The organism is Rhizobium sp. BK008 (genome assembly GCF_014197345.1).
Lineage (GTDB): Bacteria > Pseudomonadota > Alphaproteobacteria > Rhizobiales > Rhizobiaceae > Rhizobium > Rhizobium anhuiense.
In genome coordinates this window covers 987,258-1,011,358 of the sequence record NZ_JACIFK010000001.1, presented here as the reverse complement: position 1 = coordinate 1,011,358, position 24,101 = coordinate 987,258, and the positions used below count along the sequence as shown (strand labels likewise).

Here is a 24,101-nt window from a genome sequence, read left to right as displayed (position 1 = left end):
GGCTTTGTCCCGTGAAACAGCGGGCTGCGCAAGCCTGGGATCCACGCCCGCCTCCACCAGCCGCGGGCCTGGCTCAGTCCGCATTCTGCCCCGCCGCCTCGAGGATCAGCCGGGTGATCTCGTCGGGATGGGAGATCAGTGAAAGGTGGCTGGCCTTCAGCTCGATCGTCTTCGCGCCCATGCGCTTGGCCATGAAGCGTTCGAGATCGGGATTGATCGTCCGGTCCTCGGTCGAGACGGCATACCAGCTCGGCTTCGAATGCCAGGCGGCCTGCGTCGTCTTGCCGGTCAGCAGCTCTTTCTGGAACGGCTGCTGCACGGCATAGAGCACTTTCGCCTTCGCCTCCGGCAGGTCGCCGGCAAAATCGCGCAGGAAGGCTTCCTCGCTGAGCCGGCCCTCATCGCCGTCGAAGACGATGCCGGCCGAAGCCGGTGGAGTCGGGAAGGTCTTGGCGAGAGCGGTATAATCCTCGCCCGCATCCGGCGCCCGGGCTGCGACATAAACGAGCGCCGAAACATCAGGGTGCACGCCGGCCTCGGTCACGAGCATGCCGGAAAACGAATGCCCGACCAGAACTGTCGGGCCGTCCTGCCGGTCGAGCACTCGCTTCACGGCAGCGACGGCCTCGGGCAGCGTCGTCAGCGGGTTCTGCACAGCGGTGGCATTGAGCCCGGCCGCCTGCAGGCGCGCGATCACCTCGGTCCAGCAGGAGCCGTCGGCAAACAGCCCGTGCGCCAGCACGACGTTGCGCGCCTTCACCGGAGCGGATGTCGCGGCCATGCCGCGGGTGGCGAGCAGAGAAGCGGCGGCGCCGGCAACAAGGGCGGCCGAGAAAGTCCGTCTGTTCATCATCATGATCTGGTTCCTTGTGGGTCAAGAAATTGAAAGATCGAAAGCATGTCGGCTCAAGCCTGAAGAACCGAAGCCCAGTCGAAATCGGCTGATCTACAATGCGATGTCGGGATGGTTCGCCCTGCCCGGCGCAAGGCGTCAACCTTCGCCCCGTTGCGCACCCGCATATTCAAACTCGGCATTTGAAGCGGCTTCATCTATGCAGAAGCCTGCTTGCTGGAGACTTATGTATTCCCATCCGGTCCATGAAGCCATCCATCCCACCGCGCACAATGGCGTCCTTGCCGGCAGGCGTCGCCATGCGCAACCGCATGCCCCTTCCGGCGCACACACTGCGCCAGGGCGAACGGCTGCGCCGATCTCAGGACAAACATGAGGCTATCATGCAGGCGATCGCCGACGGCGAGATGGCATCACGGCGCATGCGCGCCCACATGCTTAACGCCGCCACCTCGCTCAGCCGGTTTATCAAGGCCGGCAAGCTGATATGAGCTTGACGTCCTACGGCACGGGGCAACGGTATTTATAGGCCATCAAGGTCGTCATCAGCTCGTCGCCGGTGGCCTCGCGTATGCCGGGGTTCTCATCCAGGAATCTACACAACGTATTGCCGATCGCCTCAGCGGTGGTTCCAACCGGGACGCACAGGTTTACGCCGACGGAATTGGCAAAATAAGCCGAGTTCACCATCGCCTTCGGTGCAGGAACGGCTTCGGTGAAAATACGGCGGGCCAGATACTCGTCCCGGCTCCACTTGTCCAACCAACCCGCGACATATCCGACGACAAACTGCCGTGAGCCGCCGCAATCAGAATAAAGGAGATCACCGCTGGCAAATCCGGCGGGAATCTTTGCTGAAACCGTTGCCAAAAGGGTGGCGATAAGAATGCCCGACATCGTATCTCCAAAGCTCGCAATAGCGCAGAGCTTCGATCGGGAAAGTGTCGGAAATTAGCTTCAAACGTGTCATCTTTTATTCTGCATTCAAAAGTAGCAACCAGGGCAGATGGCGCTTGGGAGGTTATCGTGGCTGGGCGCCAAATCCCTCCTCCATCGGACGGAATTCCTGCCCGCTGATCGACCAATCATTGCCCGGCCCGGAACGGCACCGGAAAGTTAAACTTTGGCAATCATCGCCGTTGTCGGCTCCCTTGCGGTTGCACATGCCGCCGTCGTCGGCTACATCATGCCGTCAATGGTCGGGTCACCCGGCCACGTAAGCGTTAACGTCACTCAACGCGTATGATCGAACGGCTTTGCGGTTTCGATCTGCGCGACTGTGTCCTGCGGATCGAGCTCAAAAGCTCCTGAGGACACATGGACAACAATCAACTCAAAGATCATCTTTCACCTGCCCCCGCCATCGAACGGGTCCGCCACGACACGCGGCGGCGCACCCTCACCGTCGAAAGCGTCATCGATATCACCCGCGGTATGCGTCGCATCACATTGACCGGCGATGATCTTGCCGATTTCATCAGTCTTGCTCCCGACGACCACATCAAGATTTTCGTACCGGCCGCCGATGGCGGCGAAGAACGCCGGGACTACACGCCGCGCCGTTACGACAATGCTGAGCGGACACTGACCATCGACTTCGCCTTGCATGAGGCAGGCCCGGTGACCCGATGGGCAATCGACGCGCGCGTCGGCGACAGGCTCGAGATCGGCGGACCAAGGGGCTCCGCCGTGGTCTCCAAGATGGTAAAACGATGGCTGTTGATCGGCGACGAAACGGCACTGCCGGCGATCGGTCGCCGGATCGAGGAGAGCGGCGCCGGAACCGTTATCACCGCAGTCGCAGCCGTCACCGGCCCGCTGGAAGAACAGGCCTTCGAGACATCAGCCGAACTGCATGTCCGCTGGGCGCATCGGCCTCTCTCACAGGCAACCGATGCCACCGCCCTGCTGAAGCTCCTGAGCACGGTCGACATCCAGCCGGAGACCTTCATCTGGGTCGCAGCGGAAGCCTCGGTAACACGCGATATCCGCGCCTACCTGCTGGAGCGGGGTTGCCCGCTCGGCTGGATCAAGGCATCCGGCTACTGGGTGTTCGGCAAGGCCGATACGACCGAGAAATTCGGCTAGGACCAACCCCGCATTCCGGATTCCATTTGGTGATGAGTTCTCACTCCCTTCGTTCCGGATTTTATGATCCGGAACGATCCGATGGATGTGAAGAGCTATGAATTGAGCGAAGTCTCGGCAGCCTCTGCCCGAACGCACCGGGTGCCAGCCACCGACTTATTGAAAGAGATCAACCACGCGGCGGGCAGAACCTAATGCAAGCGTCCATCCCAACATGCCGTGACCGGCATTGATGTAAAGACCTTTGATGCGTCGGGAGGCGGCGATAATGGGCTTGGAGGTCGGAGTCATAGGCCGCTCGCCCGACCATCTCATCAGTTCATCCGATCGCTCGAAAAGGTCGGGCAGCACCGCCGACGCGGCCAGCTTGAGCGTGTCGAAACGTCTGGCATCAAAACCGGCCCCGGGACGCTCGATGTCTGCCAGTCCGGCGACACGAAAACGGTCGCCGATGGCAGCAAAGGCAAGCTTTCGCTTGACGTCTGTCAGGCTGATACTGGGTGCAAGGCTAGTTCTTGGAATGGTGAGCGAATAGCCTCTGACGGGGCGTATGTCCCGGGCCTCAGGCAAATCAGATATGAGGGAACCGATCTGCGGTCCTGCCGCAACGATGGCCGCATCGACGCGAAGCTCGTCGCGGTCCTCGAACCTCAAGCCTGTCAGCACGCCTCCCGTTTGGACGAAGCTCGAGACCCTCCTGCCGAAAAGCGCCGACACCTGCCCGCGCTCGATCATCCAGATGGTGAGCTGGCGGCAAAATCCAGCCGCATCGCCGAGGGCATCACCGGGAGTGTAAACGGCGCCGGCAATCTCTCCCTGATACGCGGCGAGTGCAGGTTCGATGTTTTCCGCCTCCACCCGCGTCAGCAGGCACTGTTCGAAGCCAAGGGCATTCTTGCGCGCCACACTGGAGTCGGCGGCAGCAAAACTTTGCCGATCGGCATAGAGATGCAGCTTTCCGGCGACACGGTAATCGAATTCGACATCGGTTTCCTTAAGCAGGATGGCGAGTTCGTGACGGGATTGCTCGGCAAGGCGCAGGATGTCCTGCGTATTGTTCCACCAACGCCTGAGCGATGTATTGGCAAGAAATTTCAAACCCCAGCACAGAAAGTCCCGATCGAGTTGCCACTGGATCCGAAAGGCCGGATCGCGGCTCATTGCAATGGCTGGCAGATGCTTCAGCAAGGCTGGCGACGCCATTGCGTCACCATAGGCCCAGGACAGCTGCGCGGCGTTGCCGGCACTCGCCCCCATGCCCGGCTCGCTTGCCGCATCGATAAGTGTCACATCATGCCCCGCCCGGGCCATCAGATAGGCCGACGATACGCCGATGACGCCGGCGCCGATCACCGCAACGCGCGCCATCTCAAGCCTCATCGCCGACGACGGCTGTCAGCTCGACTTCAACAGGAACCCCGCGCGGCAGGGATGTTACGCCGATCGCGATGCGGGCATGCGCCCATCGATCCGGGAAAAGCTCTCGGAGCAGTTCCGAAGCCCCATCGACGACGGCGCCGTGGCGCTCGAAAGCAGCATCTGCCGCGACATAGCCCGCCAGCCGGACGAAGCCCAGGATGTTGCCGAAGCCGCCAGCAGCCGCCTCCAGCTGCGCAAGCCCATTGAGAAGCGCCCAGCGCGCGCATTCCCGCCCCTTTTCGATGGAGACCTCCCCTCCGAGATGTCCCGTCTGCAGCACGGTGCCATCCTTCAGCGGCACCTGACCGGAAACGGTGATGATATTGCCGGTCCGCACAGCCCCGGAAAACGCGCCTGGCGGCGAGGATGCTTCCGGCAGAGCAAGCTCGAGCTGTGCCAGCCGTTCGCGCACGCGATTGCTTCCAGCCGATGAAACATTGCGCGCCTTGCGGGCTGCCGCATCTGCGCTGCGGCCGACGAAGGCTCTCATGATATTCCTGTCGAGTTCAGTCAGCCGGTATTCTGGGTGCCATTGGATGCCCAGACAAAAGCCGTCCGTTTCTCCTTCGAACGCTTCGATGGTGCCGTCCGGCGCCCGCGCAGCGACACGGAAGCGTCCGTGGCCGGCCAAAGCATGGCGGTGCAGGCTATTGACGCGCGCTGGACCTTTCCCGACCCAATTGGTGAGCACGCTGTCCGGCTCGACCGTGATCTCGTGCGCCAACACATCGGGAATCCCTTGCGGGATGTGGGAAATCGCGGCGGCCGGCAGCTCGGTACGAAATTTGCCTCCAAGGCATTCCCCGATCAGTTGCATGCCGTGGCAGATGCCGAGAAGCGGCTTGCCCGTTTTCAAGGCCTGCTCGATCAGCTGAATTTCGAACCGCCTGCGTGCGCCTGTCACCTCGGTCCCCGGCCGCGCACCGGTAAGGACGATTCCATCCGCAAGAGCCAACGCCGATGTCAGGTTCTCGGTATTGTAAGGCAGGATCAACGGAATTCCCCCAGCCTCGGCTATGGCGTCCGCATAGTTGGCGCGCACCACATACTCCGTCTCGGTCGGTACACCAGGCGCCTCGCTGATGTCGGGCGTCATGAGGATCACCGGCGAACGAGGTTCATGCGATTGCGTTGCATGCCGACGGTCGTCGCCCGTGGCAACGGTCGTTTCAATGGTCATGGTCTTGGCCTTGTGATGACGAGTTAGCGGGCGGCCGGAAGGGCTAGCCGGCGCGAGAGGACCGAGAACGGCCACGCTATCGCGAAATAGCAGAGGCCGACGGCAATGTAGATCTGCAAGGGCAGGAAATACTCCGTCGCCATCGACCGCCCGGTGAGGACCAGTTCGTTGACGGTAATCAGCGAAGCGAGCGAAGAATCCTTGAGCAGCGAAACGAAGGTGATGATCATCGGCGCCAGAATGACACGCGCGACCTGCGGCAGGATGATCAGGACAAAACTCTGGGCCGGGGTGAAGCCCGCAGCCAGCGCTGCCTCGCTCTGGCCGGCCGGTATAGCCTTCAGGCCGGCGCGGAAAAGCTCTGCGACCTGGGCCGCGAAACACAATGCCAGGCCCGCAATCGCCGCGCCGAAAGCATCGAAGACGATCCCGATACCCGGCAAGCCGAAATAAAGCAGAAACAAAACCGCCAGCAGCGGCACGCCACGCACGATCGTCACATAAAGGGCCGCAAAATACCTTAGCGCTGCAAAACTGGATTTCTGGCAGAGCGACAGCAGCAAACCAAAAACGAATGCCAGGGCAAAGGCACAAACGGAAAGCAAGGCCGTATTCACCATCGCCGGCAACAGCAGAGGCAGCCATTCGACACCATAATCGCCATAGGGCGCGAAGAAGCCGCTCATCCTTTCAATCTCCCGTAACGTCTTTCGAGGAACCGCGTTGCCTGCATCAGCGGCAAGCTCAGCAACAGGTAGAGTGCCGCCGCCGTCGCGTAGATCATTGTTGTCTGGAAGGACGACGTCACCATGGAACGGGCAAAGAACATGATTTCCGGCGCCGCGATGGCCGAGACGACGGACGTATCCTTGAGAAGCTGCACCGCGTAGTTCCCGAGCCCTGGAAGCGCTATCCGCATGGCCTGCGGCGTCAGGATCTCAAAGATCGTCTGGAGCGGGGTCAGCCCTGCGGCAAGCGCCGCCTCCGCCTGCCCGCCCGGCAACGCGGCGAAACCGGCGCGAAAGATTGCGCAGGTAATCGCCGCTCCGATGAGCCCGAGGCCCAGGACGGCCGCCGTGATCGACGTCAATTTCACGCCGATGCTGGCAAGCCCGAAATAGAGGATGAACAGATGCGTCAAGGCCGGCACATTGCAGAGGATCTCGCAGCAGGCATCGATCGCCAGATTGATAAGCTTGATCCCGGCAAATTGCCTGAGCAGGGCGAGAAAAAACCCGAAGGCGGTTGCGAGCGCCAGTGAGGCGATCGTGACGAAAGCGGTTACGCCAAGCCCGGCAACGAGCCCTTCGACGACCGAGAAGAATATGGAAAATCCGGTCATGGCGCGCCTAATGCCGGATCTTGTTGAGAAACGCTTGCGTGCGCGCTTCGCGGGGAGCGGTGATGACCTGGCGTGCCGGCCCGGCTTCGACGATGGTGCCGCCGTCAAGAAACAGGACGCGATCGGCAATGTCGCGCGCAAACGCGATCTCGTGCGTGACGATCAGCATCGTGCGCCCCTCGGCCGCCAGTTCCTCCATTACTTTCAGAACCTCCTGGACCAGTTCGGGATCGAGTGCGGATGTCGGCTCGTCGAACAGCATCAGCTTCGGCTTCTGAGCAAGCGCCCGCGCGATCGCGACACGCTGCTGCTGGCCGCCGGACAGTTCGAGCGGTGAGGCGTCGGCGCGGTGTGTCATATGGACTTTGGCCAACATCTCCAAAGCCAGTTCGCGTGCCTCGGCAGCAGGCAGACCGCGCACCTTGCGCGCTGCGATCGCCACGTTTTCAATCACCGACAGATGCGGCCAGAGATTGAAGAGCTGGAAGACCATGCCCATCTCGGCGCGCTGCGGTGCCAGTTGCCGATCACTCATGACATGGCCGTTGCGCACACCGATCCGCTCGCCATCGAGGCGGATCTCGCCGGCACTGGGCTTTTCCAGAAAATTCATGCAGCGCAGACAGGTGGATTTCCCGGAACCGGACGGACCGATCAGGGCAATCTTCTCACCTGGCGCGACATCGAAATCGATGCCTTTGAGAACTTCGATAGGACCATAGCTCTTGCGCAGGCCTGCAACGCTGAGAAGCGCATTCATCGCCGTTTCCTTATGCGATCATATCGACAGCGCCGCGCGTCTTTTCAGACACGCCAAGGACGCTGTAGCACTTTGAATTGCTGCATAATTTTCTCCTGAAATCGATTCCGATTTCAGGAATTATTCAGTAGGCGGAAAGGGACGAAAGCCGCCGATTGCAGCTTCCGTCCGCACGGCCGTTCAGCCGCCAGCTGCGCAGGACGGCAGCTTGTAATCTGCGGGGCGATCGACGCCGGCGCGGAAGTTTTGGCCCACAGGCTTGAACCAGACATCCGACGACAATCCGTAGCGGGCGCCGATTTCCTTCATCTCGCAGGTCTTCCACATGTCGGCGATGATGGCGTCCATCTTCTGGCGCAGATCGTCGTTCTTCTGATTGAGGCCATAGACGACCTGACCGAGACCGGTCAGCAGCGGGAAATCCGGACTGTTATCGGTGAAGGCAAGGAAGTGCATATTCCAATCAGGGTTCTGCTTGATGGCGTAGGAGATCACCGGCGGATCGCCGATGACAGCGTCGATGCGCCCGGCGATAAGATCGCGGACGGCCGCATCGGAAGTGTCGTAGAGCGAGAGCTGGAGATCTTTGATGCTCTTCAATTCCGGAATGAACGAAAAGCCGGTGATCGTGCCGATCTTCTTGCCTTCCAGATCGGAAAGCTTGTCCCAGCTGGTCTTCGTCGATTGCATGATGCCGTTCTTGAAGTAGTGGATCGGTTCGGACAGGGTCATGATCTTCGTACGCTTTTCAGTCCAGCCCATGGTGCCGAGCATGACGTCGACCCGGCCTGACTGAACCGACGCGATCGTACCCGACCATTCCATGAGCGCAGGCTGGATCTTGAGGCCGAGCTTGTCGGCAATGCGTTGCATGATTTCACCGTCATAGCCGACCAGCTTCCCGTCCTGCCAGCCGGAGCCGGGCATGTCGCCGGTAAAGGCAACCGTCAGCTTACCCTGCTCGGCAAGCTCGAAAGCACTGGCGATAGATGAAAGGGACATGAAGCTCCCTGCCAGCAGAGCGCACGTCACCATCCTTCTCGAAAGAGAAAGTGCCATTGTTCTGATCCTTGATTTGTTGGTTCCCCTGTCCGGTGGTTTCCGTTCCCCGGATGTCGCGTTCGACGAGAGCAAACTTGACACCGAAGGTCGCCCTTGAATTTTACAAATCGGACATTTTCTTTGAAAAAAGGACATGACTTCCCTATCATTGCCATGCGCCATGATCACATCCGAGAAACCTTCCGAAGTATCAGCCAACGAGCCGGACTATGTGCGCTGGCTCGACGATCTTTGGGCCGAGCGGCTTCTGGCCGCACGCGACCGAAAGGCCGATCTTTCCATCGGCATTCTCCTCTGGCCGACCTTCCCGATGATGTCGCTGACGGGTATCGTCGAGCCTCTGAGGCATGCGGCGGACTTTGCCGACAATTCCCGTCCATTACATTGTCGCTGGTCGATCATGGGGGCTCCGGGCCATGCAGCGGTGGCCAGCTGCGGCATCCGGGTTCACGCCGACGCGCCCTACATCAACCCGACCGACTTCGACTACGTCGTGGTCATCGGCGGCCTGCTGCCACATCTGCGCGCCGCACCCGGCAAGCATCGCGACTATCTCAGGGTGGCGGCATCGGCGGGTGTGCCGGTAATTGGTGTTTGCACGGGCGCCTTCGTATTGGCTCAGGAGGGACTGCTTACCGGACGCAAGGCGTGCGTCCACCCCTTTCACGCAGAGGATTTCCGGATTGCCTTCCCGCGTCTTGCCTTCTCCACGCGCGACGACTTCCTGATCGAAAACGGCCGCATTACCGTGCCTGGCGGCGTATCGATCCTGTCGCTGATGACGGAGCTGATCCGAACGCATTGCGGACCGGATCGGGCGGCCAAGGCCGTGCACCAGCTTTCGCTCACCGAGCAGAAGCACATGAGCGCCTTCGATCACGGCCGCGCCTCAACATTTCGCCGCACAGAAGATTCGCGCATACAGCGAGCCGTCGTTCTCATCGAGAGTCGGAAAGGCCGCGACGTCTCACCGGAACAGGTGGCCTCTCTCGTCGGTCTGTCACCACGCCAATTCGCGCGTCTCTTCCAGGACAATATCGGCATGGCCCCGAAGCGCTTTATCGTCGAGACGAGATTGCGCTATGGCCGTTTTCTGGTCGAAAATAGCACGCTTCCGATGACTGCCATCGCCTTTGAAATCGGATTCTCCGACTCCGCCCATTTCGCGACCGCTTTTCGCAAGAAGTATGGGAAGCCTCCCAGGAGTTTCCGCTGATCTTTGTCGAGTGACCACAAGCGGCAGGATTGAAAACCGACTTCAACACCATTGCGATTTAATCGGATACGATTTATATAGGTCTCATCGTTAGAAAGCCTGGACAGGATGAACCGATGCCGACGTCTAAAGCAGCTAAGGGGCCGGATATGCTTGCGCCCACCTCGCCTCAGGCAGGCGCAGATGGCAGGAAACTTTCGAATTTCCTGTGTTTCGCGGTCTATTCGGCAAATCTCGCCTTCGGCCGCGCCTATAAGCCGATCCTGGATGAGCTTGGCCTGACCTACACCCAATATATCGCCATGGTGGCTCTCTCCGAACAGGACGACCAAACCGTCGGCGTGTTGGGGGAAAAGATGTTCCTCGAATCCAACACGTTGACGCCCATCCTCAAGAAGCTGGAATCGAATGGTTATATCACCCGTCACCGCGATCCCGCCGACGAACGGCAGGTGCGGGTCAGCCTGACGCCGGCGGGACGCCAACTCGTCGAATCTGATCCCGCCAACGCGCTGCTTGGCGCCACCGGCCTCGGCGACGACTTTCCCGTCGTTCAGAAATCGGTGACGACGCTGCGCGACAACCTGCTGCGATCAATGCAGGGCGAACCGGGGAAATCTTGAATCAGTCGCCTGATTCCGCCTGGGTCTACTGCCGCAGCGGCCGGAACGCAGTCCTGAGCTCGGCAGTGAAAGCCGTCGGCTGCTCCCAGGCGGCGAAGTGGCCGCCCTTTTCCAGCCTGTTGTAGTGGATCAGCTTCGGGTAGGCCCGCTCTGCCCAGCTCCGCGGCGCGGCATAGATCTCGTCGGGAAACACACTCACGGCAACCGGGATCTTGATACCCCTGGGGTCGAAGAATCCTCCTGTGGGATGGTGCGCGTTTTCCCAATAGAGGCGTGCCGAGGAGATTGCGGTATTCGTCAGCCAGTAGAGCGTGACGTTGTCGAGAATATCGTCCTTCGTCAGCCCCTCGGGCTCTCCGTCGAAAACGCGCGCGATCATCCGGTAACTGCGGATGTCGTGGTCGAGCATCCACGCCGCGAGGCCGACCGGCGAGTCGACGATCGCGTAGAGCGTCTGCGGCCGGTTGTTCATCTCGATGGCATAGCCCAGCCCATTCTTGTAGAAATCGTCGAGCTGCCCCCAGGCCTGTCTTTCCTCCGGCTGCAGGTCGGCGGGTGGCGGACCGCCGGCAGCCAGAGCCTTAGCGATGTCAGCCGGAACCGTGGCGGCCATGTTGGTGTGGATGCCGAGCAATCCCGGCGGTTCCTGTATCGCCATCAGTTCGGTGACCGCATTGCCCCAGTCTCCGCCCTGCGCCACGAACTTGGTGTAGCCGAGACGCTGCATCAGCGCCGCCCAGGCGTGCGCGATGCGCGGCGGGTTCCAGCTCCCCGACCCCGTCGGTTTCCCGGAAAAGCCGTAGCCCGGCAAAGACGGGATCACCACATCAAATGCGTCCTCTGCGCTCCCGCCATGCGCTGTCGGATCGGTGAGCGGTTCGATAATCTTCAACTGCTCAATGATGGAGCCAGGCCATCCATGTGTGACGATCAACGGCAACGCATTTTTATGCTGGGAGCGGACATGAATGAAGTGGATATCCAACCCGTCGATCTCGGTGATGAACTGCGGCAAAGCATTGAGCCGAGCCTCCATCTTGCGCCAGTCGTAATCCGTCGCCCAATGGTTCGCGAGTTTCTGGATCGTCGCGAGCCGCACGCCCTGCGTATCGCCCGTGACGGTCTCCTTATCAGGCCAGCGGGTCGCTGCCACGCGCCGGCGCAGATCATCCAGCGCCTCCTCGGGGAAGTTGACGTTGAAGGGGCTAAGCCCGTCGCCGTTCGCCTCAGCGCTGCGCGTCCCGGCAAGCATGCTCATGGCTCCGGCGGCGGCCGTGGCGGCAAGCAGCTCGCGCCGCGTGGGCGTTGATAGAGATGTGGGTGGCATGACGCTTTCCTCTCCGTTTGGTCTGTCAGGAAACGGACGAAGATCGACTGACCGACCTCGTTCGCAGCAGCAGGTCATTCGCGTCTGTCCGGGGACTATGCTCCCGGGCAATAGAGGGGTCAACTTACCCTGTCAGGCTATGTCTCGACTGTCTCGATGAACGACCGGTCATTGCAAGAAGCCGTAGCTGCGGGCAGCATGTGCGAGATCGATTGGGGAGAGGAGAATGCATGCCCGACATCGCGATGGGCGTTTTGAGCCGGAACGGAACCGTTCTTCTGGCAAGACGCAGTTCAAAGCGCAAGGTGCACCCGGATCGCTGGAGCCTTCCGGGCGGCCATATCGAAGAGGGCGAAGACGCCGAGACGGCAATGTGCCGGGAATTGATCGAAGAAATAGGCGTGGCGCCGGAGCGCTGGCGGTTTGCAGGACGGTTCGCATCGGAAGGCCCGCCCGAAGCATTCACCACTTTCCATGTCTATCACGTCGATAAATGGCACGGCCAGCCGCGACTGATCGGTGATGAACATACCGAACTCAGATGGTTCACCGCCGCCGCGATAGAAACAGAAGCCGAATTGGCGTTGCCTCAGCTCACTGAAATGCTGGCGAACCTGGCTGGCCGGGAAACACGCCCGCCCGCTTAGGTTTCTTGGCGGTCACGACGTCTCGCCGGCTGAACCGGTCTTCAGCGAGCATGATGCTGAGCGTCGCCAAGCGCTCCTTGCTCCATCATCTCGGCCGCCCTGGCATAACCGCCGCCCATTCCGTCGAGGAAATGTAGATGGGAATCCGGCCTGTCCGATGGCACGAGACAGGTCATCAGCGCATGCGACTGCCGATGCAGTCCGAAGTTGATCTCGCCGCGCGTCCTCGCCGCAACGAGTATGGCTTCGACCCTGTCGATCTGTTCGGGCGTACAATCCAACGTCAGGCGCAAACCGTCGTCGAACTTGCGGAAATCCGAATTGGCGGCGACCTCAGACCAGCCTTTCGCATCGACCTGTCGCCCACTGTCCTTGGGAATAGCCATATCCTCCGACAGCGGATGAGACCGGCGCCGCGCGGTATCGAAAACCGCAAGCACCCGTTTTGCCAGCGCTGCAAAGGCCTCGGGACTGGTATGGTCATTCGGCTCGACCAGTAGCGACAGGATCTCGCCCTGCCGACTCGGAAACGGGGTCCAGTCACAGCTGAGGCCGGTCAGATCAGGCTTCGTCGCATAGCGTCCCGGCTTGACCAGATACCGGCCGTTCTTGATCTGCTGCTCCGCCCATTTGAGGCCGCCCCCTGCAAACATCGCATAGGTCGCACTTTCCGAAGCCGCGTAGCGCGCAACGCGCACGTCGCGCCCACTGGTACGGATTTCCCGCACGGTGACGAGCCCGATACGCAGGGTAAGACCGAGATCGGTTGCGGCAAAGCCTGCCACCTGCCGCAATGCCGATGTCGCGGCCATAATGCCCTGCGGCGGCAGAGCGAAAGCCGCCCCGTCTCCGCGAAATACGAAGGGAAAATCGAACGATCCCCAGGCATTGCCGAGCGCAGCGATCACAGATGCGCCCGCGAAGTTTACGTCTTCATAGCGCCCCGAGCGGATCGCCGAGGTCGAGTTGACGACGTCGGTGATGCCGATCAGCCAATCATCGGGCAACGGCTCGTAGACATCAGGATCGAGCACGCGTGAAAACTCGTCATAGGCCTTGTGCGGCCGGGCGCGGCTATTGATCATGGCATGTTCTCCAGATCGGTAAGATTTCCGGTGCTGCTACATCAGGAAGGGGTCTGCCGGCCGATCGGCGGGCCCTTCGCATCAAATCCTCTGACAGTGAGGTCCTCCCTTCCCCCGCTCAGAGAAGCGTGGTCTCGACGTCGATATTGCCGTGTGTCGCCTTGGAATAAGGGCAGATGCCATGGGCTGCCTCGATCAATTCCTGCGCAACCTCGCGATCGATCCCGGGCAGGCTGACATTGAGGCGCGCCCTGAGGAAGAAGGAGCCGTTATCGCCGTTCAGATCGATCTCCGCATCGACCTCGGGACCGGCCGGCAGGGTAATCCTCCGCTGTGATGCGGCAAGCTCGATGGCGCCGATATAGCAGGCCGACCAGGCGATGCCGAACAGGTTTTCGGCAGCTGGATGCGGTTGCGGCAGCTTGATGTCGATCGTGCCGTCGCTACTGCGCGCAGAGCCGTTGCGGCCGCCGGAGATGTGGGTCTTGCCGGTAAAGAGAAGCTTCTCGGTCATGATGATATCCTTTCGGTTTGGGGTTTGTACGCATCCGATTAAATCGGATGCGTTCTAATACGCTTCACCAAAATCGATGTCAACACCATTACGATTTAATCGGATACGATTATTTTGATAATCAAACTCGCCGTACCCGGACAATCCTCAACAGCGATATGCGAGAGGCCCGACCTGCAAGTCATGTCTTGTTGGGCGACCGAGCCCTCTATACGCTCTGCTCACAAGCTCGAGGCGATGCCCCCGTGAAGAGCCAGAGAGATGGGATGTCCTCCATAACAGAAGACAATGCAGGCCAATACGGCGACAGCCGGAAGCTCGCCGCGCGGGCTCGACTACATAGCCAATACACCATCGCCGAGACGGCATGGTTTCCATGGGTTGCGGCGCAGCTGCCGGTGAAGCCGGGCGATCGTATCCTCGACATCGGCTGCGGGCCGGCCTGGTTCTGGGCGGCAACGGCAGGTCTGCTGCCGGAGAATCTTGACCTGACGCTCGCCGACCTTTCGCCTGGCATGGTCGACGAGGCGGTGGCGCGCTGCGGCGCATTGCCATTTGGCTCCGTTCGAGGCCGCCAAGCCGATGCCGCCGCGCTTCCCTTCGAAGACGACGCCTTCGATGCCGTGGTCGCGATGCATATGCTCTATCACCTGCCCGACCCGGACGCCGGCATCGCCGACATGTCAAGAGTGCTGAGGCCGGGCGGGTCTCTTGCGGTCACAACCAACGGCGCCGGCAATATGGGCGAGATCTACGCGCTGACGACCATCTTCGGAAGCGCGCCATCCGATCCGGCTGCCGAAGCCTTCGGATATGACACTGCCGAGCAATCGATGCGGTCACAGTTTGGAAACGTCTCCATGTCGCAGCATCCGGCAAAGCTGCGGATCACCGAGCCCGAGGATGTATTCCTGGCGCTGACCTCCTACCCGCCCGGCGACAGCGCCGACGAACTCGAGCTCACCAAGCTCCGTCAAGCCATTGCCGATGCGTTCAGGCAATCCGACGGCGTCCTTGAGGTTCGTAAAGAGACCGCGCTGTTCCTGAGCAGGAAGACGGCCTGATCAGGATCGCGGGCTGCTGGCCCTACGACCGCGGCGGCCGGCCGTCATCGAACAGCGTGGCCAGCCACTGGTAGTATCGCGGCTGTTTCTCCCGCAGCTGGCTGCGTGAATAAGGCGGCCGGTCGATGTCGCCGAACAGGTAGACGCTGGCCGTGACCGCGAAAAATTCGTGATCATTGCTCATCATATAGGAATCGCCCGGCCAGACCCGCCGGCCGATATCGAAGAATTGCTTGACATCGGCATTGCCGAATCCGCCCGGAAGCATCCGGTCGTGATAAGCATGCAGAAGTTCATGCAGGATGATCGGCTTGTCGGACGCAAGACCCTTGACGCGCAGGTCGATGCCGGTCTTGCTGCTGTAGTGGCCAGGCCCGGCCTTTGCGGCGGCCGGATTGGCCCAGATCCTGATCGACCGCATAAAGGTGAGGACATCGGGTTTTAGATCGACATGCTCGACAATATCGAGCTGCCGTTTGACGGCCGCGACCATCTCCCGGTCGGGCTCCGCGCCCCTGGCATTGCTGAGATCCACCTGCCATCCGCGATAGGTGAAAACCAGCGGATCGGCGGCCGCCGTTCCCGTTGCCGCGATCGTGATGGCGATGACGGCGCAGACCGCCAGGATTCTCGAAATCAGCCTCATAGAGCGCCCTCAAACCTGCCCCTCTCGGACTGTCGCACAGGCAAACTAGATCGTATGTTCACAGGAAGAAAGTGGCCTGCCCCCGCGCCCATGAAGTCAGGAAAATGCTGATGTCACCGGGGGGCGCTCAGACCTTCTCTTTCTTCTTGATCTTTTCCTTTGGCTCCACCGGCGCATCCGGTGTCGGCGCCAGAAGCTTGCGCAGCGATGCGATCTTATCCTTGACCAGCGGCCGGAAACGCGTTGCGCGGTAAGGCATGTCGGCCGCACCATAACCTTCCGGCCCGTCATCATTGCCGCGATGGATTTCCGCGAGCTTCACCCCGATGAACGTGCCGTCGACATAATGGGTATATTCACCCACCCAGCGGATCGTATAGATCTCGCCCTTGCGGATGAGTTGGTCGATGCTGACATGCTTGAAAGTATCGTTGATGCAGACGACCTTCTGGCCGACATGGAAATCATAGCTCATGGATCAAACTCTCGAAAGGCAATCCGCCTGACCGATCTATAGCGCGCGTCGCGGCGGGGATGAACCGTTTTCTGCCACCCGGACCGATCGCTACGATATCAATTCCACCCGCGCCGCACGCTTTAAGGCGACATACATCAATCGCAATAGGCCTTGCCGCTCTTGCGGGAGCGCAGGTCGAAGTGGAAATGGTTCCAGTGTTCCGGGTTGCTGCCCGGCCCGAGCACGGTGTTGAAATAGCGGCAGCTATCGGTGCGCACCGCCTTCAGCAGCCGGCCCTCGCGCAACGAGAACAAGCCCTTCTTGCGCACGTCGATCTCGTGGCCGTTCTTCAGCACGAACTTGCCGACGTCGATGGCGTTGCCGCGGGCGTGTTCCGACATCGGATTGTATCTCTGCCGGCTGTTGTTCATGCGGCGGCAGGAATAGCCGCCGAGCGGCTGGATCGTCTTGATGCCGGTCCAGTAGCGGAAGCGCGCCGACGGCGCCAGCTCGTTCTTCACCCATTTGGCGAAGGCGAGCGTCACCTGGCAGTTCAACGTCACGGCCGGCTTCACGCCGATATTGCCGGAAAGCCCCTTCAGCGATACCGGATAAGGCACCTGACAGGCCGGCCCGTTCGAGATTGGCGGCTTTTCATCGAAGAGCACACCCATGCGCTTCAGCTCGCGCCGGCAGGCAAGCTCAGAGGACGGCATGACGCTGGGATCGACGGGGGCCGCCGGTTCGCTCATCATCGGATTGTTCGGCCGCAGCATCGCGACCTCTTCGCTCTCGTCCTCTTCAGGAACGCGGGTCGGCGCCACGACAGCGCTGCCGTCGCTCCAAGCGGGCGCCCGGCTCATCTGTGCCTCGGCCGCCGGCTGCGGCATTGGCTGCTGCGGGGGCTGGCGCATCGGCTGGTTAAGCAGCGTCGGATTGTCGGTGCCGATGCCGTCGACAACCGGCTCGGTAGCATTGCCTTCGGCAATCTGCTGCTGTTGTTCCTGCGCCAGCCCGACGACCGGCTGGGCCCCGAGCTCATCATCCATGTTGACGCCGCCGGAAGGGATCGCAAGGTTCTGCGTGCCGCCCCAATTGCCGCTCGGCTGGCCCGCCGCCAGCGCCTCGTCGCTGTCGATCATTGGCAGCCGCCGGGACCCCGGTGCGGTCTGCGCCGGTGCGGCTCGTGCCGCTTGGCCGGTGCCGGCGAGGTTTGGCGTATCAAGATAATCGAGGGAGCCTTGCGTATTGCCGACGGCCGCGCTGGAAACCGGATAGGAGGACTGGCTCTCCACCGGCGCCATGCGCACGGCAGGCGCCATGCGCGCTGCCCCTCTCGACGGCGAGATTGAGCTGACCCTGGTGCCGTTGTCGACATTGGCCGGCGGCACTAGCCCGTCACTGATCGAACAGGTCGTCAGCGCCGCCGAGAGGATAACGGGCAAAAGGGTTCGCCGAGGAAAGGAAACAAACGCCATACTCTTATCGCTTCCGCAGGCTGGCTGGGCAGTGACCGAAAAAACTCACTTCAATTTTAGTTAAAAACGGTGAATGAAAACTTACCGGCACAATCTGAACGCGACGCAATTGAAAAAGGCCGGTTTCCCGGCCTTTAATCTCTCCGCTTCCTCACGCTGCCCGTGTGTATCGGGCCACCGCCGATGGCTCCGCACGCAGGCGGAAATTCGCGAGCAGCGTCTTCAACTGGGTGCTCTCGTCAGCGAGCGTACGGCTTGCTGCCGTCGTCTCCTCGACCATCGCGGCATTCTGCTGGGTCATCTGGTCCATATGGTTGACGGAACCGTTGATCTCGTTCAGCCCGGTCGACTGCTCGCGCGCCGCCGTCGCGATCGAGGCGACATGATCGTTGACCTGGTTGACCAGCGCCTCGATCTCCAGCAGCGCCTCGCCCGTCGAGCGCACCAGCGCCACACCGCCCTCGACTTCCGTTGCCGACCGGCTGATCAGTTCCTTGATTTCCTTGGCTGCATTGGCAGAACGCTGGGCGAGCTCGCGCACTTCCTGCGCGACGACGGCAAAGCCGCGACCCGCCTCGCCTGCCCGCGCGGCTTCCACACCGGCATTCAATGCCAGAAGGTTCGTCTGGAAGGCGATTTCGTCGATGACCGAGATGATCTGGTTGATACGGCTCGACGATTCCTCGATCCGGCCCATCGCCGTCACTGCATTGCGAACGATATCGCCGGAGCGTCCGGCGCTTGCCTTGGTCTCGGCCACCATCTCGCGCGCCTCGTTCGCGCGCTCGGATGCCGTCTTCACGGTCGCGGTGATCTCGTCGAGCGCTGCCGCCGTCTCTTCGAGCGCGGCTGCCTGCTGTTCGGTACGCTTCGACAGGTTGCCGGTCGCCTCGCTGATGTCGGAGGCGCTGTCGTTGACGACGCGGCTCGATTCGGCGATCGCATGGATGACGCCGTTCAGCGCATCGACGGCAGCGTTGAAATCGCTCCTGAGCTTGGCGTAATCCTCGCCGATGTCACCGATCGAAACCGTCAGGTCGCCGCCGGCGAGCTTCTCCAGGCCAACGCCGAGCGCCTGCATCGCTTGGGTCTGTCGTTCGGAGGCCGAACGCAGGCTTGCCTCGTTGCCGCGGCGCTCTTCCTCGATCTGCCGCTGCCTTTCGTCTTCCCGGCCGCGCAGCGCGCTACGCTCGTCAACGGAATCACGCAGCACCAGCAGCACCTTGGCCATCTGACCGATCTCGTCGCGGCGGTCGCTGCCGGCAATCTCCACCGATGCCTCTTCGGCTGCGATCGCGTTCATCGCCGCCTTCAGCCGGGCGATCGGCACTGTCACGCTGCGCACGATGGCATAGGCGATGGCCATCGTGGCGGCAGCCCCGAGCAGGCAGAGCACCGCCGCCCAGATCGCGTTCTGGCGATAAAGCGCGGCAAGGTCATCCGCATAAACACCAGTGCCGACGATCCAGCCCCAGGGCTCGAAACCGGCGACATAGGAATATTTCAGCACCGGCTCTTCGGCGCCCGGCTTCGGCCAGTAATAATCGACGAAGCCCTTGCCGTCCTTCTTCACCTTGTTGACGAATTCAACGAAGAGGAACTTGCCCGTGGGATCCTTCATCTGCGAGATATCGGTACCGTCAAGCTGCGGCTTGATCGGGTGCATCACCATGGCGGGACGCATGTCGTTGATCCAGAAATAACCGTCGGCGCCGTAGCGCATCGCGCCGATCACCTCCTTGGCCGCCGCTTGCGCCTGTTCGCGGGTCATCGTGCCCGCCTGTTCCATCTTGTAATATTTGTCGAAGATACCGAGCGCCGTCGCCTCCATCTTCTCCAGCCCCGCCTTCCGCTCCGCTTGCAGCTCGGAATAGGAGTAGTTCAGAAAGAAGATCATCGCCGCTGCAAGCACGGCAAGCGTGAAGCCGACGAGGCAGTAAAGGCGGGTGGAAATCTTGACGTTGCGCATGAGGTTCCCGGCGATTCTTTTAGGTGAGATCGATCGCATTCTGAATTGCCGGAATTACTGGAGCGTAAAGCTTAATTAGAAGATGATTAAATAACGTAAGGTCAGGCCGAAACGCCCGAAATCAACCATTTGAAATCGAATGAGATTTCGATCTGCGAAGGCTGCAACATTTTTCCCGTCGGCTGCCTTCAGCGCCCGGCCGTGCCGTCTTTTACAGCCCACGGCCTTTGCACTAGGGTGATCCGCAGTGAATCGCCGGCCCATGGCCCATACCAGATGGAGAAGACGTGATGACCGATGCCGCCAAGCCGAGAGGCGAACTGACGCTCAGGACGCTTGCCATGCCCGGCGATGCCAATCCGGCCGGCGATATCTTCGGCGGCTGGGTCATGGCGCAGATGGACCTTGCATCCGGCATCCGTGCGGCCGAGCGCGCCAAAGGCCGCGTCGTTACCGCCGCGGTCAAGGAGATGGCCTTCGAACTGCCGGTCAAGATCGGCGACACGCTGTCGGTCTATACCGATATCGAGCGTGTCGGGCGTACCTCGATCACACTGATCGTCGAAGCCTGGGCGCATCGTTCGCGTTACAACCAGCAGGAAAAGGTCACGGCCGGCACCTTCATCATGGTCGCGCTCGACGAAGAGGGCAAACCGAAGCAAGTCCCTGTGGAGTGACAGGCCGGGATCGAAAGCATGGAAACGGTCAGCTCGCCGGAGGTCTTCCTTCACATCAAGGTGGTGATGGGCATGGTCATCAGCCTGTCGCTCGCCAGGGTGCTGACCGGCGTTGCCGGCATCGTCCAGCATCCTGGTAAGGCCAAAGTCTATCCCATCCATCTCGGCTGGGCGCTGTCGATGTTCCTGTTCATCATCCACATCTGGTGGTGGGAGTATCGCCTGCAGGCCGTGCCTGCGATCGGCTTCGGCATCTATCTCTTCCTCGTCTGCTTCTGCAGCCTGTTCTTCCTGCTTTGCGCCTTGCTCTTTCCTGCTTCACTCGACGAATATGGCGGCTACGAGGAATATTTTATTTCCCGGCGGAAATGGTTCTTCGGCATTCTCGGCCTCACCTACGCCATCGATATCCTCGACACGGCGATCAAAGGCCACGAGCGCATCCTCTCGCTCGGCTGGGAATATCCCGCCCGCAACATCATTTACATCATCCTCTGCGCCATCGCCGCCTGGACCCCCAACCGCCGCTTCCACACCGCCTTCATCACCGCCAACCTGCTCTACCAGATCAGCTTCATCTTCCGGCTCTATGATGTGCTGGGGTGAGACGTGGTCCCGCGAAGCGGGAGCAATCGATCCAGTGAATCGATGCAACGTCGAACGCCCTGAGCCCAAGCGAAGGGTCGGGCAGCCGCAAGTTCCATCCACCCACAAAACCACACATCACTCCCCAGCATCCGTCACCCGCCGCACCCCACTCGGCCGTCGAAACCATCCTGCCGCATAATGCGCAGCACATACACACGCCCCCAGGATCGCGACGTGATGCAAAAAGAAGCCCGCGGTCGACTCCTGAAAGTCCCAGAAATCGATCGATGGCCTGGCCAAGAGCCTGTCTCCGATGCCCATGACGACCATGCTGTGAATGCCGTAAGCCGCAATTGCGCCCGCAACGGCACGAAGGGCTGCGGTCCGGATCGCGTTTGGCGACCCGACCCGCAATAGCCTGCCCGCGACCGCCGTGATCATCGACCAGTGAAGGCCGAGATGGACAGCTGCGAGGATGAACGCCCAGTAGGCAGCAAGGATGTGAATTTCACGCGCCGTCGGTCCACCGCTGACGGGAAGGAAAGCAAACACACTGCGCGACATCAGCAGACTGGTCACCAGCAATGCGGCCATTACCAGGGCAATCGAGATATTCGAGGCGATTGTCACGAGCCCAGGCCTGCCGCGCGCCGCCCTTGGAAGCCTCGCCCACCACCGCCTGTTGAAGACATTGTGCGATAGGAGAAGGACGAACATACCGGTTCCGATCAGTTCATGTGACGTGTTGTCGAGCCACCAATAGGCGAGCGCGACCAGAAGCAGCCCGGCGGCCGTGAAGTCCAGCACCAAGCGTATCAGGAATAGCGGGCTCATGACGCGGCGCTCTCGCAGCGGCTTCGATCTCCTCTAGTCAATGACAGCTCCGTCGAAAGCCTTGAGATCATCAAGCGTGTAGAGGAAGTCTTCGTCGGCCCTGGAGGAATGGCAGGATTGGCACCGCGCCGTGTTCTCGGCCATGTTGACGCTGCCGTCAGGCTTGAACCATTGGAACTGCCAGTCGCCGGTGCGACGGTCTTCGTCATAGTCGCCGCCCCAGCCGGAGCCCTTTTCCATAACGAAAGTGCGATAGACTTGCCCGTCGCGGTAATCGACCAGCACGAAATGCGTGCCCGGCGGAATAGGCTGCCCGTTCTTCACCGCCTGGATGGCTTCCTTCGTCGTCATGATGTGCTCGGTCACGTTGCCGCGTCTGACGGTGGTGTAGTGGACGAGACCGGCCAATTCGGGCATCGTCGTCCGGTTCGGCTCAGCGTCGACCTTCCAGCCGACGAGAGTGACGGCGCCGGCCACGGCAAAGAGAATTGCAATGCGTTTGATGAAATGACGCATGGATGTCTTTCCTGGTTTTGTGCGGAAGGCGTTTGGGCGACCGGCTCCGGCAAAAGCGGAAGGCCGCTCGCCTCATTCACGCCCGAAGACGTCTTTCGCGATGGCAACGGCCGAGACAGCACTCGGCCAGCCGGCATAGAAGGCAAGGTGGGTGATCGTCTCGATCAGCTCGTCCTCGGTCACGCCGTTCTGGCGGGCCCTGGCCAGATGGGATCTCAGCTGGTCGGGCCGATTCATGGCGATCAGCGCCGCAATGGTGATGAGGCTGCGATCCCGCTTCGACAGCTGCGGGCGTTCCCATATGTCGCCATAGAGGACGTCGTCGGTCAGTTCAGCCAGCTTCGGCGCGGTCGCGCCCATCAGTTGCTGGGCGCGCGACCGCCGGGACTTGTCGTCGCCTTCGGTTGGCGTTTGAGCGCTGACGACGCCCGGCAGAACGGCCAGCATCATGCTGGCCGACAGCATCAGGTTTCCCAACAATTGTTTCATGAGTTTCACCTCTGTTTCCAGGATCAGGCGAGAAGCTGCGCGAAGATGTCTCAACTTCCCCGCGAGCACGATCAGTCGAGCTTTTTCTCGCGAAGGAATGTCGAGACCAGGTCGGCGATCTCAACATTATTCAGGTCGGAGAACGGAAAGTGAGTGTTGCCGCGGATGCCGATCTCCGGAAGATGCACGACGGTGACATCGCCGCCATGCCTGTTCACCGTGTCCCGCCACAGGCGAGCCATTGCCAGGCGCACCCGCCAGCTATCCTGCGCCGGCATCGTCGTCGGCTGGTCGGGAATATTGTCGCCGTAATAGATGACGATCGGAATCTTCGTCAGCTTGAGAAAGTCGTCCATCGGCACCGGCACGCCCTTCAGCGTGTCGAAGGCGCTCGGCATATCAGCGGGGATCTCGCCTGCCGGAAACACGAAGCTGCTGCCGGGTTCGAAGGCGACGATGGCTTTGACCTTGTCGCTCTTGATGGCCGTCAGCCAGCCGGGTCCGCCGCCCTGCGAATGAGTAAAAAGAATGCCAGGACCGATTTTCTCGAACAGCTTTGCCACCGCATTCGACACGACCTCCATGTCGAACGGGCCCGTGTTCGGCGTCATCGCGCGAAAATACTGGTTCAGCGCTTCCGGATCACGGGAGAATTGCACGCCGTCGAAATAGTTCGGCCAGATGCCGACGCGAAACTGATTGAACCAGAGCTGCTCATCCGGCGTCGGCTTCACTGTTGTCTCGACCATGGTCCGCCCGGCCCCGCCCCGGCGCGGCTGGTCGACGAGATAGGTGGAGAAGCCTCGACGCAGGAAGATGTTCTGGAAGCCTTCGCGGCCGTCGGGCGTCGTCTCCCAGGTCTTGGAGAATTGTCCGGCACCGTGCCACATCACGATCGGGTACTGACGCGGGTTCACCGGCACCTGGTAAAAGGCAAAGGCATGATCGCCGTGATAGGTCTGGCCTGCGGGATCGAGAGGTCTCAGCGGATCGAAGGGTCCGGGCGCCGTCGTGCTGGTTCCCCCGACGGCAAAGCTGCCCTGCTCCTGGATGACCAATGGCTCGGACTTTGCCGCATCGGTAGCCGTCGCCAATGGCGCGGCAAACTGCGCCGAGGCAAGCAGCAATGCCGCGAGAGTGTTGGGCAATCCATATCGCATGTCGGCTTCTCCCGTTTCAGATGGCGAGAAGGTAGAGGCATTGCAGAGAAAGGATTAGACGGCTCGGACAGCTAGGGTCTATTAGCACCACTAATTAATCACAAGCT

At 61.0% G+C, this 24,101-nt stretch carries 27 protein-coding genes and 1 pseudogene; 9 read left to right on the top strand and 19 right to left on the bottom strand.

The annotated features are described in order from the left end of the window. Positions 1–73: 73 nt before the first annotated feature. The gene (locus tag FHT69_RS04870) at positions 74–856 is read right to left on the bottom strand and encodes an alpha/beta fold hydrolase (protein ID WP_127430334.1); all 783 of its coding nucleotides are present in this window, start codon (positions 854–856) and stop codon (positions 74–76) included. A gap of 226 nt (positions 857–1,082) precedes the next feature. On the opposite strand from FHT69_RS04870, the pseudogene FHT69_RS04865 reads away from it, so the two are divergent. After that, a pseudogene (locus tag FHT69_RS04865) lies at positions 1,083–1,344 on the top strand (FCD domain-containing protein); the annotation flags it as partial. Positions 1,345–1,354: 10 nt separating this feature from the next. Here the strand turns inward: FHT69_RS04865 and FHT69_RS04860 are convergent. After that, positions 1,355–1,750 (bottom strand): hypothetical protein, encoded by a 396-nt coding sequence (locus FHT69_RS04860; RefSeq protein WP_028757815.1) that lies wholly within the window; start codon positions 1,748–1,750, stop codon positions 1,355–1,357. A gap of 420 nt (positions 1,751–2,170) precedes the next feature. Here FHT69_RS04860 and FHT69_RS04855 point away from each other — a divergent pair, with 420 nt between their 5' ends. Continuing rightward, on the top strand, positions 2,171–2,941 hold the full coding sequence (locus FHT69_RS04855; RefSeq protein WP_183904996.1) for a siderophore-interacting protein: 771 nt from the start codon (positions 2,171–2,173) through the stop codon (positions 2,939–2,941). A gap of 156 nt (positions 2,942–3,097) precedes the next feature. Here the strand turns inward: FHT69_RS04855 and FHT69_RS04850 are convergent, their stop codons facing one another. From FHT69_RS04850 to FHT69_RS04825, 6 genes are all read right to left on the bottom strand, one after another. After that, a complete protein-coding gene (locus FHT69_RS04850) occupies positions 3,098–4,309 on the bottom strand; it encodes an FAD-dependent oxidoreductase (protein ID WP_132572163.1) in 1,212 nt (403 codons plus the stop codon). Position 4,310: 1 nt separating this feature from the next. Beyond that, positions 4,311–5,540, bottom strand: coding sequence for an Atu1372/SO_1960 family protein (locus FHT69_RS04845; RefSeq protein ID WP_183904995.1), 1,230 nt, complete (start codon positions 5,538–5,540; stop codon positions 4,311–4,313). 23 nt (positions 5,541–5,563) lie between these two features. Further along, complete coding sequence (locus FHT69_RS04840; RefSeq protein WP_132572169.1) at positions 5,564–6,226, bottom strand: amino acid ABC transporter permease; 663 nt, start codon at positions 6,224–6,226, stop codon at positions 5,564–5,566. Next, the gene (locus tag FHT69_RS04835; RefSeq protein ID WP_132572172.1) at positions 6,223–6,882 is read right to left on the bottom strand and encodes an amino acid ABC transporter permease; all 660 of its coding nucleotides are present in this window, start codon (positions 6,880–6,882) and stop codon (positions 6,223–6,225) included. The genes FHT69_RS04840 and FHT69_RS04835 overlap by 4 nt, the downstream gene beginning before the upstream one ends. A 7-nt stretch (positions 6,883–6,889) precedes the next feature. After that, on the bottom strand, positions 6,890–7,642 hold the full coding sequence (locus FHT69_RS04830; RefSeq protein WP_063475116.1) for an amino acid ABC transporter ATP-binding protein: 753 nt from the start codon (positions 7,640–7,642) through the stop codon (positions 6,890–6,892). Between the two features lie 180 nt (positions 7,643–7,822). Next, positions 7,823–8,701 (bottom strand): ABC transporter substrate-binding protein, encoded by an 879-nt coding sequence (locus FHT69_RS04825; protein WP_028757808.1) that lies wholly within the window; start codon positions 8,699–8,701, stop codon positions 7,823–7,825. Here FHT69_RS04825 and FHT69_RS04820 point away from each other — a divergent pair. The 3 genes from FHT69_RS04820 to FHT69_RS04810 all read left to right on the top strand — a co-directional run bounded on the left by FHT69_RS04820 (position 8,643) and on the right by FHT69_RS04810 (position 10,543). Continuing rightward, positions 8,643–8,801, top strand: coding sequence for a hypothetical protein (locus FHT69_RS04820; protein ID WP_164735909.1), 159 nt, complete (start codon positions 8,643–8,645; stop codon positions 8,799–8,801). The two genes, FHT69_RS04825 and FHT69_RS04820, sit on opposite strands and share 59 nt — an antisense overlap. A gap of 63 nt (positions 8,802–8,864) precedes the next feature. Further along, positions 8,865–9,920: a GlxA family transcriptional regulator gene (locus FHT69_RS04815; protein ID WP_028757216.1), complete on the top strand. Its 1,056-nt coding sequence runs from the start codon at positions 8,865–8,867 to the stop codon at positions 9,918–9,920. A 149-nt stretch (positions 9,921–10,069) separates the two neighbouring features. Beyond that, entirely contained in the window at positions 10,070–10,543 is a 474-nt protein-coding gene (locus FHT69_RS04810; protein ID WP_082849719.1) for a MarR family winged helix-turn-helix transcriptional regulator, read from the top strand. 25 nt (positions 10,544–10,568) lie between these two features. Here the strand turns inward: FHT69_RS04810 and FHT69_RS04805 are convergent, their stop codons facing one another. Beyond that, positions 10,569–11,870 carry an epoxide hydrolase family protein gene (locus FHT69_RS04805; protein WP_063475118.1) on the bottom strand — a complete coding sequence of 434 codons (1,302 nt, stop codon included), beginning with the start codon at positions 11,868–11,870 and terminating at the stop codon, positions 10,569–10,571. A gap of 230 nt (positions 11,871–12,100) precedes the next feature. Between FHT69_RS04805 and FHT69_RS04800 the strand changes: the two genes are divergently transcribed. Beyond that, positions 12,101–12,517, top strand: coding sequence for an NUDIX hydrolase (locus FHT69_RS04800; RefSeq protein ID WP_028757219.1), 417 nt, complete (start codon positions 12,101–12,103; stop codon positions 12,515–12,517). Between the two features lie 41 nt (positions 12,518–12,558). Here the strand turns inward: FHT69_RS04800 and FHT69_RS04795 are convergent, their stop codons facing one another. Next, positions 12,559–13,602 carry a DUF3095 family protein gene (locus FHT69_RS04795; protein ID WP_028757220.1) on the bottom strand — a complete coding sequence of 348 codons (1,044 nt, stop codon included), beginning with the start codon at positions 13,600–13,602 and terminating at the stop codon, positions 12,559–12,561. A gap of 118 nt (positions 13,603–13,720) precedes the next feature. Continuing rightward, positions 13,721–14,116, bottom strand: coding sequence for an Ohr family peroxiredoxin (locus tag FHT69_RS04790; RefSeq protein WP_028757221.1), 396 nt, complete (start codon positions 14,114–14,116; stop codon positions 13,721–13,723). Positions 14,117–14,382: 266 nt separating this feature from the next. On the opposite strand from FHT69_RS04790, the gene FHT69_RS04785 reads away from it, so the two are divergent. After that, positions 14,383–15,180, top strand: coding sequence for a class I SAM-dependent methyltransferase (locus FHT69_RS04785; RefSeq protein ID WP_183904994.1), 798 nt, complete (start codon positions 14,383–14,385; stop codon positions 15,178–15,180). 22 nt (positions 15,181–15,202) lie between these two features. On the opposite strand, the gene FHT69_RS04780 is transcribed toward FHT69_RS04785, so the two are convergent. From FHT69_RS04780 to FHT69_RS04765, 4 genes are all read right to left on the bottom strand, one after another. Next, positions 15,203–15,826: a hypothetical protein gene (locus tag FHT69_RS04780; protein WP_183904993.1), complete on the bottom strand. Its 624-nt coding sequence runs from the start codon at positions 15,824–15,826 to the stop codon at positions 15,203–15,205. 127 nt (positions 15,827–15,953) lie between these two features. After that, the gene (locus FHT69_RS04775) at positions 15,954–16,301 is read right to left on the bottom strand and encodes a hypothetical protein (RefSeq protein WP_028757224.1); all 348 of its coding nucleotides are present in this window, start codon (positions 16,299–16,301) and stop codon (positions 15,954–15,956) included. Positions 16,302–16,438: 137 nt separating this feature from the next. Continuing rightward, entirely contained in the window at positions 16,439–17,761 is a 1,323-nt protein-coding gene (locus tag FHT69_RS04770) for an extensin family protein (RefSeq protein ID WP_183904992.1), read from the bottom strand. Between the two features lie 151 nt (positions 17,762–17,912). Further along, positions 17,913–19,730: a methyl-accepting chemotaxis protein gene (locus FHT69_RS04765; protein WP_028757226.1), complete on the bottom strand. Its 1,818-nt coding sequence runs from the start codon at positions 19,728–19,730 to the stop codon at positions 17,913–17,915. 290 nt (positions 19,731–20,020) lie between these two features. On the opposite strand from FHT69_RS04765, the gene FHT69_RS04760 reads away from it, so the two are divergent. Both FHT69_RS04760 and FHT69_RS04755 read left to right on the top strand, forming a co-directional pair. Continuing rightward, positions 20,021–20,407: an acyl-CoA thioesterase gene (locus tag FHT69_RS04760; protein WP_049813453.1), complete on the top strand. Its 387-nt coding sequence runs from the start codon at positions 20,021–20,023 to the stop codon at positions 20,405–20,407. 18 nt (positions 20,408–20,425) lie between these two features. Beyond that, positions 20,426–21,013: a hypothetical protein gene (locus tag FHT69_RS04755; RefSeq protein ID WP_047610421.1), complete on the top strand. Its 588-nt coding sequence runs from the start codon at positions 20,426–20,428 to the stop codon at positions 21,011–21,013. A gap of 117 nt (positions 21,014–21,130) precedes the next feature. Here the strand turns inward: FHT69_RS04755 and FHT69_RS04750 are convergent, their stop codons facing one another. The 4 genes from FHT69_RS04750 to FHT69_RS04735 all read right to left on the bottom strand — a co-directional run bounded on the left by FHT69_RS04750 (position 21,131) and on the right by FHT69_RS04735 (position 23,994). After that, entirely contained in the window at positions 21,131–21,829 is a 699-nt protein-coding gene (locus FHT69_RS04750) for a DUF4405 domain-containing protein (protein ID WP_183904991.1), read from the bottom strand. 33 nt (positions 21,830–21,862) lie between these two features. Beyond that, positions 21,863–22,345 carry a cytochrome P460 family protein gene (locus FHT69_RS04745; protein ID WP_097542319.1) on the bottom strand — a complete coding sequence of 161 codons (483 nt, stop codon included), beginning with the start codon at positions 22,343–22,345 and terminating at the stop codon, positions 21,863–21,865. Positions 22,346–22,417: 72 nt separating this feature from the next. Beyond that, positions 22,418–22,834: a carboxymuconolactone decarboxylase family protein gene (locus FHT69_RS04740; protein ID WP_183904990.1), complete on the bottom strand. Its 417-nt coding sequence runs from the start codon at positions 22,832–22,834 to the stop codon at positions 22,418–22,420. A gap of 71 nt (positions 22,835–22,905) precedes the next feature. Next, positions 22,906–23,994: an alpha/beta fold hydrolase gene (locus FHT69_RS04735; protein ID WP_183904989.1), complete on the bottom strand. Its 1,089-nt coding sequence runs from the start codon at positions 23,992–23,994 to the stop codon at positions 22,906–22,908. Between the last annotated feature and the right edge of the window lie 107 nt (positions 23,995–24,101).

Coding starts and splice junctions, on each gene's coding strand:
- FHT69_RS04860 (WP_028757815.1), bottom strand. CDS start 1,750: ATGTCGGGCATTCTTATCGCCACCCTTTTGGCAACGGTTTCAGCAAAG.
- FHT69_RS04765 (WP_028757226.1), bottom strand. CDS start 19,730: ATGCGCAACGTCAAGATTTCCACCCGCCTTTACTGCCTCGTCGGCTTC.
- FHT69_RS04800 (WP_028757219.1), top strand. CDS start 12,101: ATGCCCGACATCGCGATGGGCGTTTTGAGCCGGAACGGAACCGTTCTT.
- FHT69_RS04825 (WP_028757808.1), bottom strand. CDS start 8,701: ATGGCACTTTCTCTTTCGAGAAGGATGGTGACGTGCGCTCTGCTGGCA.
- FHT69_RS04795 (WP_028757220.1), bottom strand. CDS start 13,602: ATGATCAATAGCCGCGCCCGGCCGCACAAGGCCTATGACGAGTTTTCA.
- FHT69_RS04750 (WP_183904991.1), bottom strand. CDS start 21,829: ATGAGCCCGCTATTCCTGATACGCTTGGTGCTGGACTTCACGGCCGCC.
- FHT69_RS04870 (WP_127430334.1), bottom strand. CDS start 856: ATGATGATGAACAGACGGACTTTCTCGGCCGCCCTTGTTGCCGGCGCC.
- FHT69_RS04755 (WP_047610421.1), top strand. CDS start 20,426: ATGGAAACGGTCAGCTCGCCGGAGGTCTTCCTTCACATCAAGGTGGTG.
- FHT69_RS04790 (WP_028757221.1), bottom strand. CDS start 14,116: ATGACCGAGAAGCTTCTCTTTACCGGCAAGACCCACATCTCCGGCGGC.
- FHT69_RS04740 (WP_183904990.1), bottom strand. CDS start 22,834: ATGAAACAATTGTTGGGAAACCTGATGCTGTCGGCCAGCATGATGCTG.
- FHT69_RS04840 (WP_132572169.1), bottom strand. CDS start 6,226: ATGAGCGGCTTCTTCGCGCCCTATGGCGATTATGGTGTCGAATGGCTG.
- FHT69_RS04775 (WP_028757224.1), bottom strand. CDS start 16,301: ATGAGCTATGATTTCCATGTCGGCCAGAAGGTCGTCTGCATCAACGAT.
- FHT69_RS04845 (WP_183904995.1), bottom strand. CDS start 5,540: ATGACCATTGAAACGACCGTTGCCACGGGCGACGACCGTCGGCATGCA.
- FHT69_RS04830 (WP_063475116.1), bottom strand. CDS start 7,642: ATGAATGCGCTTCTCAGCGTTGCAGGCCTGCGCAAGAGCTATGGTCCT.
- FHT69_RS04810 (WP_082849719.1), top strand. CDS start 10,070: ATGCTTGCGCCCACCTCGCCTCAGGCAGGCGCAGATGGCAGGAAACTT.
- FHT69_RS04760 (WP_049813453.1), top strand. CDS start 20,021: ATGACCGATGCCGCCAAGCCGAGAGGCGAACTGACGCTCAGGACGCTT.
- FHT69_RS04850 (WP_132572163.1), bottom strand. CDS start 4,309: ATGGCGCGCGTTGCGGTGATCGGCGCCGGCGTCATCGGCGTATCGTCG.
- FHT69_RS04820 (WP_164735909.1), top strand. CDS start 8,643: ATGAAGCTCCCTGCCAGCAGAGCGCACGTCACCATCCTTCTCGAAAGA.
- FHT69_RS04745 (WP_097542319.1), bottom strand. CDS start 22,345: ATGCGTCATTTCATCAAACGCATTGCAATTCTCTTTGCCGTGGCCGGC.
- FHT69_RS04780 (WP_183904993.1), bottom strand. CDS start 15,826: ATGAGGCTGATTTCGAGAATCCTGGCGGTCTGCGCCGTCATCGCCATC.
- FHT69_RS04835 (WP_132572172.1), bottom strand. CDS start 6,882: ATGACCGGATTTTCCATATTCTTCTCGGTCGTCGAAGGGCTCGTTGCC.
- FHT69_RS04805 (WP_063475118.1), bottom strand. CDS start 11,870: ATGCCACCCACATCTCTATCAACGCCCACGCGGCGCGAGCTGCTTGCC.
- FHT69_RS04735 (WP_183904989.1), bottom strand. CDS start 23,994: ATGCGATATGGATTGCCCAACACTCTCGCGGCATTGCTGCTTGCCTCG.
- FHT69_RS04815 (WP_028757216.1), top strand. CDS start 8,865: ATGATCACATCCGAGAAACCTTCCGAAGTATCAGCCAACGAGCCGGAC.
- FHT69_RS04855 (WP_183904996.1), top strand. CDS start 2,171: ATGGACAACAATCAACTCAAAGATCATCTTTCACCTGCCCCCGCCATC.
- FHT69_RS04785 (WP_183904994.1), top strand. CDS start 14,383: ATGTCCTCCATAACAGAAGACAATGCAGGCCAATACGGCGACAGCCGG.
- FHT69_RS04770 (WP_183904992.1), bottom strand. CDS start 17,761: ATGGCGTTTGTTTCCTTTCCTCGGCGAACCCTTTTGCCCGTTATCCTC.